The organism is Bacteroides oleiciplenus YIT 12058 (genome assembly GCF_000315485.1).
GTDB lineage: Bacteria > Bacteroidota > Bacteroidia > Bacteroidales > Bacteroidaceae > Bacteroides > Bacteroides oleiciplenus.
On the sequence record NZ_JH992947.1, the window covers coordinates 170,318 to 187,620 of the forward strand.

The window sequence follows — 17,303 nt, forward strand, 5'->3', positions numbered from 1 at the left end:
TTTGATACAGTTAATTATTAACAGATGGAAGATTAGAATAATCCTTGCTGTAACGCAACATCTGCTCCGCATAACCCTCGTCATAAGTCACTTTTACATCAGTTATCTTACCATTCACATCTGTCACAGCTTCATACTTCGGATTTACAAATCCCTTATACGGAGCCAGATTCAACTTCTTATAACGTTCCAGAATTTCTGTATGCAAGACAGGATCTACCTTCACGGCATAGCTTTCCACGATGTCATGGGCAGCCTGATAGTCACCTGTAGACTTGATTCGTTGAATTTCGGACAGTAACTCACCGAAGAGTTCACGCAACTTTTCATAATCGTTCACTACAACATAAGTCTTACCATCTTTCTTCACCATCTCTACAACTTTATCAGCCGCCCCCTTCTCAAATACCCAGCGAGCAATAAGCTGACGGTTACGCATATGAGCCTCCTCCACATTATTGCCCGGCTCGATGCGAACCAACTGTGTCATCAGACCATTCATCAGATAAGTATAGTATTCGGCTTTGTAAGCATCTGCATTGGGTGTCAGTCCCAGCTCTACCAATTTAGGATCGGCCACATAGTACAAACCAAACAAATCGGCTCGTGCTTCCTCAATCGTAGAACCGTAAGCCTTCAAAGCATCCGGATCGACGCCCGGAAGCAACTTGCCGGAACCATGTCCCAGACATTCGTGCAAGTCCGTGTGAAGTTCACCGGTAAGGTCGGCATAATTATCTATTAATTTCAATTCAGCATCGCTGTACACAAATTCTTCATTAAATCCGTTGCCATGAGCCGCCTTATTATAAGCATCCGTAATGTTGCCGATAGTAACTGATTTGGAGCCATGATGGCTGCGTATCCAGTTAGAGTTGGGTAGATTGATACCGATAGCCGTTGCCGGATACAGATCACCTGCCAGGATGGCAGCAGTAATCACCTTGGCAGAAACACCCTTCACCTCATCTTTCTTGAACTGCTTGTCTACCGGAGAATGATCTTCAAACCACTGCGCATTGCCGCTGATAATCTCCGTGCGATGCGTGGCTTCCAAATCCTTAAAGTTCACCAACGATTCCCAACTTGCTTTCATTCCCAGCGGGTCGCCATAGCTCTCAGTAAAACCATTGACAAAGTCCACAAGGGAATTCAAGTCTTTCACCCACAAGATGGCATAATCATCGAATGTTTTTAAGTCACCGGTTTCGTAATACTCTATCAGTTTGGTGATGACCGCTTTCTGTTCCTGGTTTTCAGCCACAGTTTCAGCTTTCTTCAACCAATATACGATTTTATCAATAGCCGGTCCATACAAACCACCCACTTTCCATACCTTCTCCTGTATCTTGCCATTCTCTTTCACCAGACGGCTATTCAGCCCGTAAGAAACAGGTGTTTCATCGTTCGGATTCTTTATTGCATTATAGAAGTCCTCGGCCTCTTTTTGCGTCACGCCGTCATAATAATTACAAGCCGAAGTCAGCACCAAGTCCTCTCCTGCTGCCTGATTCACACGTTTCGGCATAACCGCAGGATCGAAAATAACGGGAGATAATTCATCACACAATTGTTCTGCGGTTTGCCCCTCAGCCAATGGCAGTGTAGAAGCATCCACGCCCAACACAGCCTGCCTGAAGAATTCAGGAGTAAAGCCCGGTACGAATTTCTCAGTACCATAATGATGATGAATGCCGTTGGAGAACCATACACGTTTAAGGTAGACTTCCATCGCCTTGAAATCAGATGCATTTTTGTCTCCTCCATATCCTTTATAAACCGCTTCCAACGTACGGCGAATCCGCAAGTTATACTTTCCGTTTTGGTCAAACAGAATATCACGGCCCTGCAAAGCAGCTTCCGTAAGATAATACACCAGCTCTTTCTGTTGGAGCGATAAGTTTTCGAAACCGGGAACCCGGTAACGTAGAATCTGTAAATCTGCAAATTGTTCCACTGTATAATCAAATTTATCTGCCTCGGCAGTTGTTGTCTTTGAGCCGCTACAAGCTGTCAATAGTGCAAAAGCGGCACATGCCATTAGTTGTTTCTTCATGTGTCGGGAGATATAGAGTTGGTATTAAAAAAGACGAAAAGGAAGTATCCCGAAACAAACGCCTCGGAATATTTCCTTAATCTATGCATTCTTCAACGCAGAATTATTGTTTCTTATCTGCGTGTTTTTTACGATATCCGTTAGGAGTTTCACCTACATTCTTATAAAATGCAGCGTAAAAAGACTGACGGTTGGCAAAGCCTACCATAGTGCTAATTTCTTCTACATTCTTGTCGGCATATCTCTTGTCCGTCAATAAATGCTTGGCATCTTTTACTCTGTACTCATTCAACAGGCATGAATAGTTCATACCAAAACGAGAATTTACTACAGCTGACAAATAGCGAGTGTTGGTTTTCAACTCTTTAGCCAAATCTTTAGCCGAGTAATCGGGATCTTTGTACTTCTTCTGCACTACAACGATATTCAAGATCCTGTCATACAATTCATCTGCCAATTCCGGACGAATCAACGAACGGTAAGCAGCATTTTTCTCTTTTTTTTCTCTCAGGTTGTAAGGGCGCTTCTTTGCGGCCGTTTCCTGATTCTTGTTTTCTAAATCACTCATTGAATTAACTGGTTAGGGTTTGTTAAAATATGCAAGCCCGAAGGATTTTCCTTTAGACCTTACAAAAGTCTGACATTTTTTTCTAATACGCAACTTTTCTCGTACATATTTTTGATTCATAAACAACGAAAAAGGTTGAAAAGTAGCATTTAAGCCGTTTTAATAAGAAACTTTAACTCTCGCAAAAGAAGTTATGATATAAAATGAATACGTTTTCTTATTTGTATCATATACAATAATTAATGTACCTTTGCAAGATAAAACTTCATCGCTGAAAATGATACAGACGCTCAAAAGATATTTTGGTTACGATACTTTCCGCCCTTTACAGGAAGATATTATCCGCACATTGTTGGATGGCAGAGATGCTTTGGTGCTAATGCCTACCGGAGGTGGGAAGTCCATCTGTTACCAGCTTCCGGCCCTGCTCTGCGAAGGAACTGCCGTAGTTGTTTCCCCCTTGATTTCCCTGATGAAAGACCAGGTGGAGGCACTTTGTGCCAACGGCATTGCCGCAGGCGCACTGAACAGCAGTAACGACGAGACGGAAAATGCCGCCCTGCGCCGCTCCTGCATGGAGGGAAAGCTGAAATTACTCTACATCTCACCTGAGAAATTAATAGCAGAAGCCAACTATCTTTTAAGAGATATGCATATCTCATTATTTGCCATTGACGAGGCGCATTGCATTTCTCAATGGGGACATGATTTCCGTCCGGAATATGCACAAATGGGATTTATGCACGAGATGTTTCCCAATATACCTATCATAGCCCTCACAGCCACAGCAGATAAAATTACACGTGTGGATATCGTAAGGCAGTTGCATCTCAACCAACCAAAGATTTTCATCTCATCTTTTGACCGCCCGAACCTCAGCCTCACCGTAAAACGGGGGTATCAGCAAAAGGAAAAGAGTAAAGCAATTCTTGATTTCATAGCCCGTCATCCGGGCGAAAGCGGCATTATTTATTGCATGAGTCGTAGCAAAACGGAGACAGTGGCACAGATGCTACAAAAACAAGGCCTCCGTGTAGCTGTCTATCACGCAGGACTCTCTTCTGCCCAGCGGGATGAAGCGCAGAATGATTTTATCAACGACCGTGTACAAATTGTTTGTGCCACAATTGCTTTCGGCATGGGAATTGATAAAAGCAATGTGCGTTGGGTCATCCATTACAATCTGCCCAAGAGTATAGAGAGTTTTTACCAGGAAATCGGACGTGCCGGACGTGATGGACTACCAAGTGACACAATGTTATTTTACTCTCTGGCCGACCTTATCTTACTTACGAAGTTTGCGACGGAAAGCGGGCAGCAAGGCATCAATCTGGAGAAACTGCAACGCATGCAGCAATATGCTGAAGCTGATGTTTGCCGCCGCCGTATCTTGTTGAGCTATTTCGGAGAGAGCACTACCGAAGATTGCGGCAACTGCGATGTGTGCAAAAACCCGCCCCAGCGTTTTGATGGAACTGTCATTGTACAAAAAGCTCTAAGCGCCATTGCCCGCACAGAGCAGCAGATAGGAACAAGTATTCTTGTGGATATTCTGCGGGGGAATATAAGTCCGGAGCTCTCTGAAAGAGGATACCAGCAACTGAAAACCTATGGTGCCGGACGCGAAATACCCGCCCGCGACTGGCAGGATTACCTCTTGCAGATGTTGCAACTGGGCTATTTTGAAATAGCATATAATGAGAATAACCATCTGAAAATAACGAGTAGCGGCAGCGATGTTCTCTTCGGGCGGGCGCAGGCACAGCTTGCTGTGATTCGCCGTGAAGAAACCGTCCCTGTCAAAGGAAGGAAGAAAAAATCCACTATTCCGGTCAGGGAGTTGCCCTTAGGGTTACCGAATACGGAAAGCGAAGAACTATTCGAAGCTCTGCGTGAATTACGGAAACGGCTCGCATCCCAGGAAGCACTTCCTGCCTATATCATTCTGTCCGACAAAGTATTGCACTTGCTCAGCATATCTCGCCCCACAACAATGGAGGAGTTCGGAAATATTAGTGGAATTGGCGAATATAAGAAGAAAAAATACGGGAAAGAATTTGTTGATTTGATTCGGAGGTATGTGTAAGCTTATACTTTTTCTTTCGCTTGTCCGAAAGAAAAAGTATCAAAAAGAAAGTACATCATCTGCACTGCTGCAACAACCCTCTAAGTTCAGCTTGCGGCACGCCAAGAGATATGGCCTTTTCAAAGTCCTGTTTAGCCAGATTTTTCTTCTTTTGGGATAAATAAATCTGTCCGCGCATCAGATAAGCTTCAGTCTGTGAAGGATTCAGTTTCAGAGCTTCTTCCAAATCAATCATGGCCAGATCAACATGCTGCATATCCTGCTCCACCCCGGCACGTGCCACGTACAAGGTAGCATCCTGCGGATTTTCAACCAGCATCTTATTCAATATCTCCAAGGCTTTCTGCAAGTTTCCATCTTTCTGTTCCAGAGTAGCCAGTCCTAAACGGGCACTATAATTCTGAGAATCGAGTTTCAATAACCGTTCATAATCTGCCCGCGCAAACTTCAAATCACGTTGGCTTGCATAGATATAGGCACGCATCAAGAGCGCTTCTTTATTATCCTTTTCCAAATCCAACACCAGAGAATAGTCTATACGTGCCTGGTCATTCCGTCCCATCTCAAGATTCAGCGCAGCACGATTCAAAAGGATAGGGATGGCACGCGGAGCAATATTCAGTGCAAAAGTGTACGATTCTAAAGCTTGTTCATAATCACGTTGCCGACGTTGGATGGTGCCGAGGTTGGAGAACAACAAGGCATTATGCGGATTGGCAGGTTCCAGTTTCAAAGCTTGGCGAATATAACTTTCTGCTTGTACCAGACTATCTTGTTCGGTGCAGGCGATAGCACGGTCCGAAAGTTCCTGATAAGTTTGGGAAAACACAGGAATTACACCTATTATATATAGAAGGAAAGAGAGAACATACTTTTTCATATTCAATTAACTCGTTTAAGATTTTGTTTCATCAAGTAAACTATCAGTTTCCCAGCATGAAACAGATATTAATCCAGCAGATAGGTATCAAACGCAAAGAGCTCCGTAGACAGATAACGCTCTCCCGTATCAGGCAAAAGGGCTACAATCGTCTTATCTGCAAACTCCGGACGCTGAGCCAGCAAACGTGCCGCATACACTACCGCACCGGAAGAGATACCTGCCAACAATCCTTCGGTGGAAGCCAGTTCACGTCCGCCACGAATGGCTTCATCATCGGGCACAGACAGTACTTCATCTACAATGGAAGCATCATAAATAGCAGGGATAAAATTAGCCCCGATACCTTGAATGCGGTGTGGCCCTGCCGTTCCTCCTTTCAAAACCGGAGAAGACGCCGGCTCTACGGCAACAATATACACGCCCGGATTATGTTTCTTCAAAGCACGTGCCACCCCGCAGACAGTTCCCCCCGTCCCCACTCCGGCAACGAAGACATCTATCTTCCCGTCTGTATCCGTCCAGATTTCTTCACCTGTAGTCAAGGCATGAATATGCGCATTAGAAGGATTTTCAAACTGTTGAAGAATAACAGAACCGGGAATAGCCTCCCGCAGTTCCTGCGCTTTTGCAATGGAACCCGACATCCCTGCCAGCCCATCCGTCAGCACGATTTCCGCACCAAAAGCTTTCAGGAGGTTACGACGTTCTATACTCATAGTTTCGGGCATCGTAAGTATCAGATGATACCCTTTGATGGTGGCAACCATGGCCAGTCCAACACCGGTATTTCCGCTGGTAGGTTCTATGATGGTCGCACCGGGTTTCAATGCCCCTCGTGCTTCCGCATCTTCAATCATGGCAAGCGCCACGCGGTCCTTCACACTGCCGGCCGGATTGAACGCTTCCAGTTTAGCGATTATATTCTGTTTCAATTCATATTTACTACTATATCCCGCCAGCTCCATAAGCGGAGTACGACCGATCAGCTCTGTCAAATTCTTTGCTATTTTTGCCATAACAATCTAATTATTAAATATCCCCATTTATAGGTATCTTCGCACAAAGATAGAGAAAAAACTATTTCGCCGCTCAAGTGTTACATTTCTATCACGTAAATTTGCATAATAAAATTTGTATAACTCTTACACCTTATTATATATATGTCACACGAACATCAACCTCATCACAGCCACAGCATCAACGCGGATTCGTTGAACAAGGCTTTCATCATCGGCATTGTACTCAATTTGGCCTTTGTCGCCGTAGAGTTCGCAGCCGGTTTTTGGTTCGACTCGCTCGCACTACTTTCCGATGCAGGCCATAATCTGAGCGATGTAGTCAGCCTTGTGTTGGCATTGCTAGCCTTCCGTCTTGCCAAAGTCAGAGCAAATGCACGTTATACATACGGCTATAAGAAGAGCACCATTCTTGTGTCGCTCCTCAATGCCGTTATCTTGCTGGTAGCGGTGGGTGCCATTGTTATCGAGAGTATCCACAAACTCAGTAATCCGGCAGTCGTTCCCGGCGGGGCCATTGCCTGGGTGGCCGGTGTGGGGGTAGTTATCAACGCCTTCACCGCTTTCCTTTTCATGAAAGACAAAGAAAAAGACCTGAACGTAAAAGGAGCTTATCTACACATGGCAGCAGATGCGCTGGTGTCGGTCGGCGTATTGGTGGCAGGTATCGTCATCAGCCGGACAGGCTGGTATATCATCGACCCGATTATCGGCCTGATAGTAGCCGTCGTCATCCTCATCTCCACCTGGAATTTGCTGCACGATAGCCTTCGTCTCACGTTGGACGGCGTGCCCAGCAGCATCGATAGTAAAAAAGTAGTGGAAGCCATCCATGCCATTCCCGGTGTAGATGACGTCCACCACATACATATATGGGCCATCAGCACCACAGAAAATGCACTGACAGCCCATATCGTATTAAAGAAATCGGAAGACATGCAAGGAGTGAAACACCTCATCCGCCATCGGCTCGAAGATTTCGGTATCGGTCATGCCACACTGGAATTTGAAATTCCGGGTGAACATTGCGAGGCCGTCTTTGCCGACGATTAGCTACGTTTAATGTAATCTACCACCCACGCACCGACTTCTTTCGTACCATATTTCTCGCCACCTTCTACCTGAATTTCCGGTGTGCGGACGTTAGCATCAAGAGATGCATCCACAGCTTTGCGGATTAATGCACCTTCTTCCTGCAAGTCGAAATATTCGAATAACATAGCGGCTGAAAGGATTTGTGCCAACGGATTTGCGATATTCAAGCCTTTAGCCTGTGGCCACGAGCCGTGAATCGGTTCGAACACCGGAGTACTTTCGCCTGTAGAAGCCGAAGGAAGCAAACCCATAGAACCGCTGATAACGGAACCTTCATCGGTAAGGATATCACCGAAAGTATTTTCCGTAACCATCACATCAAAGAACTTAGGTTCCTGAATCATCTTCATGGCAGCGTTGTCCACAAACATATAGTCCGTAGTCACTTCGGGATATTGCGGGGCCATCTCTTGGGCAATCTGTCTCCACAGGCGTGATGATGCCAGCACGTTTGCCTTATCTACCACTGTGAGGTGCTTATTACGTTTCATGGCATATTCAAAACCAACTTTCAGAATACGTTCAATCTCCGGACGGGTGTACATATTGGTATCATATGCCTTGTCATTATCCTGATACTTCTCACCGAAATACATACCGCCTGTCAGCTCACGGATGCAAAGAAAATCCGCACCGTCCACTAATTCGGCACGGAGCGGAGACTTATGAAGCAGGCATTTGAAAGTCTGCACGGGACGGATATTGGCAAACAATCCCAATTTCTTACGCATAGCCAGCAGGCCCTGTTCGGGACGTACTTTTGCCGTAGGATCATTATCAAATTTCGGATCACCGACAGCAGAGAACAGAACGGCATCGGCATTCTTACATACTTCGTAAGTAGCTTCGGGAAACGGATCACCCACTTTGTCGATAGCGTCTGCGCCACAAATAGCGTATTCATAACTTACTTTATGTCCGAATTTCTCACAAACGGCGCTCATAACATCTACACCTACAACGGAAATTTCGGGGCCAATGCCGTCTCCGGCTAATACTGCAATTTTAAAATCCATTTTCTTCTAATTTATTTTTAATCTTATTCTTTATTCTGTTTTATACTCGTCTTCTATGATATTCAGCATCTTCATTGTTGCCTTGATAGCTGCTTCCGTCTGGTCGGCATCCAGTCCGCGAGTACGGAACACCGTGTTATCAAAGCTCCAGGTTATCACTGTCTGCACAAAAGCATCGGTACGCCCGCCGGGAGGGATGCTCACGGCATAATTCGTCAGCATCGGGAAGCGACGCCCCAAAGTCACCTTATATATCTTGCGCAATGCACGCACAAAGGCATCATACTGGCCATCGCCGCTCGAACTCTCTTCAAACTCCTGCCCGTTGATTTCAATCTTCAGCGTTGCCATGGGTTTCAGGCCATAAGCAAGATTCACGATATAAGTCTTCAGTTTCACCTTCTCATTCATGATCCCATGCTTCAACACGTCAGAAACAATATAAGGAAGATCTTCCTGAGTAACCAATTCTTTTTTATCTCCCAGTTCGATAATCCGCTCCGTCACCTTACGCATGGAGTCCTCATCCAGAGTCAGCCCCAAGTCTTCCAGGTTCTTACGGATATTCGCCTTACCACTGTTTTTGCCCAATGCATACTCGCGCTTACGTCCGAAACGTTCAGGCAGCAAATCATTACAATAAAGATTGCTCTTATTATCACCATCTGCATGCACTCCAGCCACCTGTGTAAACACATTCTCGCCTACAATCGGCTTATTGGCAGGGATGGCAATACCTGAATAGGACTCAACGACCCGGCTGACTTCATTCAGACGGCCTTCGTCAATATTAGTGATAGCATTGAAATGGTCTTTCAGAATAGCCTGCACACTGGAAAGCGGCGCATTTCCGGCACGCTCACCCAAACCGTTGATAGTGGTATGAAGTCCCTTTGCGCCACTCAGCACGGCAGCAAGCACATTGCTCACAGCAAGGTCGTAGTCATTATGCGGATGGAAATCGAAGTGGGCATGTGGATAACGTTTCACCATCTTCCGCATATATTCGATAACTTGCAGTGGATTCAGTACGCCCAATGTATCAGGCAGCATATATCGCTTGATATTCGTATGCAGCAATGCATCCATCATCTGGAACACATACTCCGGAGAGTCTTTCATCCCATTACTCCAGTCTTCCAGATAAATATTGACCTCCATATCCTGCTCATTGGCATAATTCACCACGGCAATGATATCTTCAATATGTTCTTCGGGAGTTTTTCTCAACTGACATGTGCAATGTTTCAGTGAGCCTTTACACAACAAATTAATGACGCGGCAACCGGTAGCGTGTATCCAGTCTACCGATATATGCCCGTCTACGAAGCCCAACACCTCCACTTTCGGCAACAAATTGCGTCGTGCCGCCCAGTCACAAATCATCTTGACTGCATCGAACTCACCATCCGAAACCCGCGCGGACGCCACTTCCACCCTGTCTACCTTCAGTTCTTCCAGTAGCAAACGGGCTATCATCAGCTTTTCATGGGGGACGAACGACACACCGCTGGTTTGCTCACCATCGCGGAGTGTGGTATCCATGATTTCTATTTGGGGCTGTTTATATTTCATTTTTATTTTCCCACGCTTCTATTTTATCTTTATTCTCTACCAGGAAATCTATATCATCCAGACCATTCATCAGACAATGCTTCTTGTAAGTATTGATTTCAAAGTTCTCACTTTTGCCTGTTGCTTTGTTAGTAATGGTTTGCTCCGGCAAATTCACTACTACTTCCGTCTTCGGATCGGCAGCGATAGAATCAAAAAGTTCTTTCAGGAACGGTTCGCTGACCACCACCGGCAACACGAAGTTATTCAATTCATTATTCTTATGGATATCTGCGAAGAAGCTGCTGACTACTACTCGGAAACCATAATCCGCGATAGCCCATGCAGCGTGTTCACGACTGGACCCCGAACCGAAGTTCTTTCCTGCAACAAGCACTTGTCCGCTATAGGTAGGATCATTCAGAACGAATGAGTCTATTTTGTTTCCCTGTTTGTCATAGCGCCAGTCACGGAACAAATTCTCTCCGAAACCTTCTTTCGTCGTAGCTTTCAGAAAACGTGCAGGGATGATCTGGTCTGTATCCACATTCTCCAATGGGAGGGGGACACACGTACTGGTGATTATATTGAATTTTTGTTTCATTGTTTTTAGCTTTACGATTAAATTTTCTATTACCACTCTTCATCAAATCAGTTCTCTCGGATCTGTTATCACTCCCGTCACCGCAGCAGCAGCAGCCACCAGCGGACTGGCAAGCAATGTGCGTGACCCCGGTCCCTGACGGCCTTCAAAATTACGATTGCTTGTAGAAACCGCATATTTTCCGGCAGGCACCTTGTCATCATTCATTGCCAGGCAAGCTGAACATCCCGGCTGACGGATAGCAAATCCTGCTTCTTCCAGCACCTTATCCAAACCTTCTTCACGAATTTGTGCATCCACCATCCACGAGCCGGGCACTAACCAGGCAACCACATGTTCCGCTTTCTTACGTCCTTTCACCAAAGAAGTAAAAGCACGGAAGTCCTCGATACGTCCATTCGTACAAGCACCCAGGAATACGTAGTCAATCTTCTTGCCCAATACTCCTTCGCCAGGTTTGAAGCCCATATAATCCATTGATTTCAGGAATGAAGCTTTTGCAGCCTCTCCCATACCCTCAGTGGTAGGAATATGCTGCGTGATGCCCATACCCATACCCGGATTTGTTCCATAAGTAATCATCGGTTCGATATCTGCGGCATCAAAACGCACTTCTTTATCGAAGGTCGCATTCTCATCGCTCTTCAGCGTCTTCCAGTAAGCCAACGCTTTGTTCCATGCCTCACCTTGCGGAGCATATTCACGGCCTTTTATGTATTCAAATGTTACCTCATCCGGTGCCACCATACCACCGCGGGCCCCCATCTCTATACTCAAATTACACAGCGTCAGGCGCCCTTCCATCGTCAAACTGCGAACCGCTTCTCCGGCATATTCCACAAAATATCCCGTAGCACCGCTGGTTGTCATCTTAGACATCATGTAAAGAGCAAGATCTTTTGCCGTCACACCTTTACCTAATTTGCCATCCACTGTAATGCGCATCGTCTTCGGACGTGTCTGCAAAATACATTGCGAAGCCATTACCATTTCCACCTCACTCGTGCCGATGCCGAAAGCCACCGCTCCCATAGCGCCGTGTGTTGAAGTATGTGAGTCACCACACACAATCGTCATTCCCGGCAGTGTCAGTCCACGTTCAGGGCCTACCACATGGATAATACCATTCTTATCGTGCAACATACCAAAGTGTGTCAACCCGAAATCTTCCGCATTCTTAGCCAGTGTGTCCACCTGCGTCTTTGAGATAGGGTCTTCAATCGGTTTATCCTGATCGTGCGTCGGCGTATTATGGTCGGGCATACAGTAAATTTTTTCCGGACGGAAACACTTGATGCCACGTGCACGCAATCCTGCAAAAGCCTGCGGACTGGTCACTTCATGACAATAAAGGCGATCTATATATAACTGTGTGGGACCATCTTCCACTTGCTGAACCACGTGGGCATCCCAGATTTTATCAAATAATGTATTCATCAGATTTATTACGATTTTGCGATTTATAATTGAGGTTAGTCTTATGATTTGAACTTATTGATACAATCAATATAAGCTTCTACCGATGCAGCAATAATATCCGTATTTGCACCGAAACCATAATAAATATGGTTATCATATTCCACCTGCATATGTACTTTACCCATGTCGTCGCTACCTTTACTGATAGCCTGTATAGTGAACTCTTTCAACGTCATGTGGCGGTCGATTATCTTCTTCAAAGCTTTTATCGCTGCATCCACCGGACCATTTCCGCTGGCAGCTGCCTCAAACTTCTCACCGGAGATATTCAACCCCAAGCTGGCAACCGAACGAACACCTACCCCACTTGTCACTTGCAAATACTCCAACTTAACGCGATGGTTTTCTGTACGGTCGGCACCGGCCAATACAAGAATATCATCATCATTGATATCCTTCTTCTTATCCGCCAACTTCAGGAATTCCTCATATACCTTATCCAATTTATCCTGTTCAAGATCTACGCCAAGCACCTGAAAACGATTCTTCAAGGCAGCACGACCACTGCGAGCAGTCAATACGATAGAATTATCATCAATGCCCACATCATGCGGGTCGATAATCTCATACGTCTGCACATTTTTCAACACACCATCCTGATGAATACCCGATGAATGTGCAAAAGCATTACGTCCCACGATAGCCTTGTTTGGCTGTACCGGCATATTCATCAAACTGGAAACAAGTCGGCTTGTCGGATAAATCTTCTGCGTATTGATATTTGTTTCAATCTCAATATCCTTATGGCACTTGATAATCATTGCCACCTCTTCAAGAGAAGTATTACCGGCACGTTCACCGATACCATTGATGGTCACCTCTACCTGACGTGCACCATTCAGTACACCCGCCATCGTGTTAGCCGTAGCCATTCCCAAGTCATTATGACAATGAGTAGAAAGGATAGCCTTTTCAATACCATTCACATGCTCCATCAGGTACTTGATTTTCGCACCATACTCGGCAGGCAGACAATAACCGGTCGTATCGGGTATATTCACCACCGTAGCCCCTGCCTTGATAACAGCTTCCACCACACGAGCTAAATATTCATTATCCGTACGACCTGCATCTTCCGCATAGAATTCTACATCATCCACATAGCGGCGGGCATACTTCACGGCAGCCACTGCACGCTCAATGATTTCCTCACGATTTGAATTGAATTTATACTTGATATGCGAATCCGACGTACCGATACCGGTATGAATACGTTTGTGTTTGGCAAACTTCAAAGCATCTGCAGCCACATCTATATCTTTTTGTACTGCACGGGTCAGTGCACAAATAGTAGGCCACGTCACAGCCTTTGATATTTCAATCACTGAGTTGAAATCCCCCGGACTGGAAATAGGGAATCCAGCTTCAATAACATCCACTCCCAATGCTTCCAGTGCCTTTGCTACCTGAATCTTTTCCACTGTATTCAACTGGCATCCCGGAACCTGCTCACCATCGCGGAGCGTTGTGTCGAAAATAAATAACTTGTCACTCATTTCTTATAGTATTTATTAAATTATTGCCATTAAAAAAGCCTTTCACACTTGGAAGTGAGAAAGGCTTTCGAATATCCTAGTCATTACATATATTCACGCACAGCACTCACTTCCACTAAACTTTGCCAGTAGAATAATAATACCACACAATAGAATATATGTAAAATTCTGTATCATCTTTATCTTCTTGTTTTTATTATGATGGTGCAAAGGTATAGATAATTTCGTTCCATACAAACAAATTCGTTACTTTTTTCACATAAAAAGCATCATTTTATAAGTTTGCTATCAATTAACCCAATAAAGTATAACAAAAAAGGGGCATACAGCAGTGTATGTCCCTTTTTATATGTTCCTATGCGAGCGTAAATTACTTCTTATCGCAAGCTTTCTTTTCACAACCTTCTTTGTCTTTGCAGCAAGCCTTTGTGCTGTCACAAGCAGCAGCCTCGTCTTTGCAGCAAGCTTTTACTGAATCACATGCCTGTGCTTCTTCTACAACTTCAACAGCGTCAGTAGCTACTACTTCAGTCTCAGCTGCTTTTTTGTTACCACAAGAAGTCACGGCGAAAGAAAATGCAACTGCAACAGCTGCCAAAAATAACTTTGTCTTCATCTTTAATTTTGCTTTAAACATTAATAATAAATAGTGCGATGCAAATATAAGGAAAAAAACGTAAATATCAAAATACAAAAAGCCCCCATATCAATTGATATGGAGGCTTCTCTCTAAAACGGCGACTACCTACTCTCCCACTTTACGCAGTACCATCGGCGTGATTAGGCTTAACTTCTCTGTTCGGAATGGGAAGAGGTGGAACCCTAATGCTGTAATCACCTGAATAAGTCAGACATGATGTAAAAAGTAAAGGAATTAATCTTAATCTTTGCGGATTAAGCCGCTGAACGTATATATCCGCCATACAAGGCAAGAACTAAAAGTGAACGGGCAATTAGTAATGCTCGGCTATGATGTTACCACCTGTACACCTGCATCCTATCAACGTTGTCGTCTTCAACGACCCTAAGAAATCTAATCTTGTGGCTGGCTTCGTACTTAGATGCTTTCAGCACTTATCCAATCCCGACTTAGATACCCAGCAATGCACCTGGCGGCACAACTGGTAAACCAGAGGTCAGTCCAACACGGTCCTCTCGTACTAGTGTCAGAGCCACGCAAATTTCATACGCCCACGATAGATAGAGACCGAACTGTCTCACGACGTTCTGAACCCAGCTCGCGTGCCACTTTAATGGGCGAACAGCCCAACCCTTGGGACCTTCTCCAGCCCCAGGATGTGACGAGCCGACATCGAGGTGCCAAACCCCTCCGTCGATATGAGCTCTTGGGAGGGATCAGCCTGTTATCCCCGGAGTACCTTTTATCCTTTGAGCGATGTCCTTTCCATACAGAAACACCGGATCACTATGCTCTAGTTTCCTACCTGATCGACTTGTTAGTCTCCCAGTCAAGCGCCCTTATGCCATTACACTCTACCGCCGGTTACCAATCGGCGTGAGGGCACCTTTAGAAGCCTCCGTTACTTTTTTGGAGGCGACCACCCCAGTCAAACTACCCACCAAACAGTGTCCTCGCAGTGCGAGTTAGAACTCAAATAACCAAAGGGCCGTATTTCAACAGCGGCTCCACAAATACTGGCGTACCTGCTTCAAAGCCTCCGGCCTATCCTACACATCAATTACCCAAATTCAATGTTAAGCTATAGTAAAGGTTCACGGGGTCTTTTCGTCCCATCGCGGGTAATCGGCATCTTCACCGATACTACAATTTCACTGAGCTCACGGTTGAGACAGTGTCCAGATCATTACACCATTCGTGCAGGTCGGAACTTACCCGACAAGGAATTTCGCTACCTTAGGACCGTTATAGTTACGGCCGCCGTTTACTGGGGCTTCAATTCAATGCTTCTCTTGCGATGACATCTCCTCTTAACCTTCCAGCACCGGGCAGGTGTCAGGCTGTATACTTCATCTTTCAATTTTGCACAGCCCTGTGTTTTTGTTAAACAGTTGCCTGGACCTATTCTCTGCGCCCGTCATTGCTGACGGGACCCTTTATCCCGAAGTTACAGGGTCAATTTGCCTAGTTCCTTAACCGTGAATCACTCAAGCGCCTTAGTATATTCTACCCGACTACGTGTGTCCGTTTACGGTACGGGTACCTTAAAGATTAAGTTTAGCGGATTTTCTTGGGAGTATGTTTACATGCACTATTACCGCATCCGTAAGGATTTGGTATACTATCAGGTTCGACTCTCACGCCGGATTTGCCTACAACGATCAAAATCTACACCCTTCAACGGACTATTCCGTCAGTCCGCGGCACTATCACGCCTCCGTCTCCACGTCACTCTTTAAGGTAGTACAGGAATATTAACCTGTTCTGCCATCGGCCTCACCGTTCGGCTGAGCCTTAGGACCCGACTAACCCTGATCCGATTAGCGTTGATCAGGAAACCTTAGTCTTTCGGCGAGGGGGTTTCTCACCCCCTTTATCGTTACTTATACCTACATTTGCTTTTCCACACGCTCCAGCAAAGCTCACGCTTTACCTTCAACGCAGAGTGGAATGCTCCCCTACCGATGTTTACACATCCCATAGCTTCGGTAAATTGCTTATGCCCGATTATTATCCACGCCAAACTCCTCGACTAGTGAGCTGTTACGCACTCTTTAAATGAATGGCTGCTTCCAAGCCAACATCCTAGCTGTCTTAGCAATCTGACTTCGTTAGATCAACTTAGCAATTATTTGGGGACCTTAGCTGATGGTCCGGATTGTTCTCCTTTAGGACATGGACCTTAGCACCCATGCCCTCACTCCTGATATAGAACTAATACGCATTCGGAGTTTGTCAAGACTTGATAGGCGGCGAAGCCCTCGCATCTTATCAGTCGCTCTACCTCATATTAGTATAAATCAAGGCTGCACCTAAATGCATTTCGGGGAGTACGAGCTATCTCCAAGTTTGATTAGCCTTTCACCCCCACCCTCAGCTCATCCGGAAGCTTTTCAACGCTTATCGGTTCGGTCCTCCAGACAGTGTTACCTGTCCTTCAACCTGGCCAAGGGTAGATCACTTGGTTTCGCGTCTACTCCTTCCGACTATCCGCCCTGTTCAGACTCGCTTTCGCTTCGGCTGCAGGTCTCAAGACCCTTAACCTTGCCGGAAAAAGTAACTCGTAGGTTCATTATGCAAAAGGCACGCCGTCACAGTTTAAACTGCTCCGACCGCTTGTAGGCGCATGGTTTCAGGGACTATTTCACTCTTCTATTCGAAGTACTTTTCACCTTTCCTTCACAGTACTGGTTCGCTATCGGTCTCTCGGGAGTATTTAGCCTTACCGGATGGTCCCGGCAGATTCACGCAAGATTCCTCGTGTCCCGCGCTACTCAGGATACCACTAGGGTTAAATTAGCTTAGTATAC

General features: G+C 45.5%; 12 protein-coding genes and 2 rRNA genes. 2 read left to right on the forward strand and 12 right to left on the reverse strand.

Translation table 11 applies throughout. The annotated features are described in order from the left end of the window. Nucleotides 1-10 precede the first annotated feature (10 nt). Together HMPREF9447_RS26715 and HMPREF9447_RS26720 are read right to left on the reverse strand one after the other, a co-directional pair. A complete protein-coding gene (locus tag HMPREF9447_RS26715; RefSeq protein WP_009132773.1) occupies nucleotides 11-2,056 on the reverse strand; it encodes a dipeptidyl-peptidase 3 family protein in 2,046 nt (681 codons plus the stop codon). A 103-nt stretch (nucleotides 2,057-2,159) separates the two neighbouring features. Next, nucleotides 2,160-2,624: a helix-turn-helix domain-containing protein gene (locus HMPREF9447_RS26720; protein WP_009132774.1), complete on the reverse strand. Its 465-nt coding sequence runs from the start codon at nucleotides 2,622-2,624 to the stop codon at nucleotides 2,160-2,162. 277 nt (nucleotides 2,625-2,901) lie between these two features. Between HMPREF9447_RS26720 and recQ the strand changes: the two genes are divergently transcribed. Further along, nucleotides 2,902-4,710 (forward strand): DNA helicase RecQ, encoded by a 1,809-nt coding sequence (gene recQ, locus HMPREF9447_RS26725; protein WP_044138766.1) that lies wholly within the window; start codon nucleotides 2,902-2,904, stop codon nucleotides 4,708-4,710. Nucleotides 4,711-4,765: 55 nt separating this feature from the next. Here the strand turns inward: recQ and HMPREF9447_RS26730 are convergent, their stop codons facing one another. Further along, nucleotides 4,766-5,590, reverse strand: a complete 825-nt coding sequence (locus HMPREF9447_RS26730) for a tetratricopeptide repeat protein (protein WP_009132776.1) — start codon at nucleotides 5,588-5,590, stop codon at nucleotides 4,766-4,768. A gap of 68 nt (nucleotides 5,591-5,658) precedes the next feature. Beyond that, nucleotides 5,659-6,609, reverse strand: a complete 951-nt coding sequence (cysK, locus tag HMPREF9447_RS26735) for a cysteine synthase A (RefSeq protein ID WP_009132777.1) — start codon at nucleotides 6,607-6,609, stop codon at nucleotides 5,659-5,661. 144 nt (nucleotides 6,610-6,753) lie between these two features. Here cysK and HMPREF9447_RS26740 point away from each other — a divergent pair, with 144 nt between their 5' ends. Next, on the forward strand, nucleotides 6,754-7,662 hold the full coding sequence (locus HMPREF9447_RS26740; protein ID WP_009132778.1) for a cation diffusion facilitator family transporter: 909 nt from the start codon (nucleotides 6,754-6,756) through the stop codon (nucleotides 7,660-7,662). Here the strand turns inward: HMPREF9447_RS26740 and leuB are convergent. The 8 genes from leuB to HMPREF9447_RS26780 form a co-directional block, all read right to left on the reverse strand. Then, nucleotides 7,659-8,720, reverse strand: coding sequence for a 3-isopropylmalate dehydrogenase (gene leuB / locus HMPREF9447_RS26745; RefSeq protein WP_009132779.1), 1,062 nt, complete (start codon nucleotides 8,718-8,720; stop codon nucleotides 7,659-7,661). The two genes, HMPREF9447_RS26740 and leuB, sit on opposite strands and share 4 nt — an antisense overlap. A gap of 30 nt (nucleotides 8,721-8,750) precedes the next feature. Continuing rightward, on the reverse strand, nucleotides 8,751-10,295 hold the full coding sequence (locus HMPREF9447_RS26750) for an alpha-isopropylmalate synthase regulatory domain-containing protein (RefSeq protein ID WP_009132780.1): 1,545 nt from the start codon (nucleotides 10,293-10,295) through the stop codon (nucleotides 8,751-8,753). Then, nucleotides 10,285-10,878, reverse strand: a complete 594-nt coding sequence (gene leuD / locus HMPREF9447_RS26755) for a 3-isopropylmalate dehydratase small subunit (RefSeq protein ID WP_009132781.1) — start codon at nucleotides 10,876-10,878, stop codon at nucleotides 10,285-10,287. Before leuD ends, HMPREF9447_RS26750 begins: the two co-directional genes overlap by 11 nt. Before the next feature lie 42 nt (nucleotides 10,879-10,920). Further along, nucleotides 10,921-12,315, reverse strand: coding sequence for a 3-isopropylmalate dehydratase large subunit (gene leuC, locus HMPREF9447_RS26760; protein WP_009132782.1), 1,395 nt, complete (start codon nucleotides 12,313-12,315; stop codon nucleotides 10,921-10,923). Between the two features lie 41 nt (nucleotides 12,316-12,356). Beyond that, entirely contained in the window at nucleotides 12,357-13,853 is a 1,497-nt protein-coding gene (locus tag HMPREF9447_RS26765) for a 2-isopropylmalate synthase (RefSeq protein WP_009132783.1), read from the reverse strand. Nucleotides 13,854-14,223: 370 nt separating this feature from the next. Next, nucleotides 14,224-14,469 carry a hypothetical protein gene (locus tag HMPREF9447_RS26770; RefSeq protein ID WP_009132784.1) on the reverse strand — a complete coding sequence of 82 codons (246 nt, stop codon included), beginning with the start codon at nucleotides 14,467-14,469 and terminating at the stop codon, nucleotides 14,224-14,226. A 116-nt stretch (nucleotides 14,470-14,585) separates the two neighbouring features. Beyond that, nucleotides 14,586-14,695 (reverse strand): 5S ribosomal RNA (rrf, locus tag HMPREF9447_RS26775). A gap of 91 nt (nucleotides 14,696-14,786) precedes the next feature. Further along, nucleotides 14,787-17,303 (reverse strand): 23S ribosomal RNA (locus tag HMPREF9447_RS26780); the annotation flags it as partial.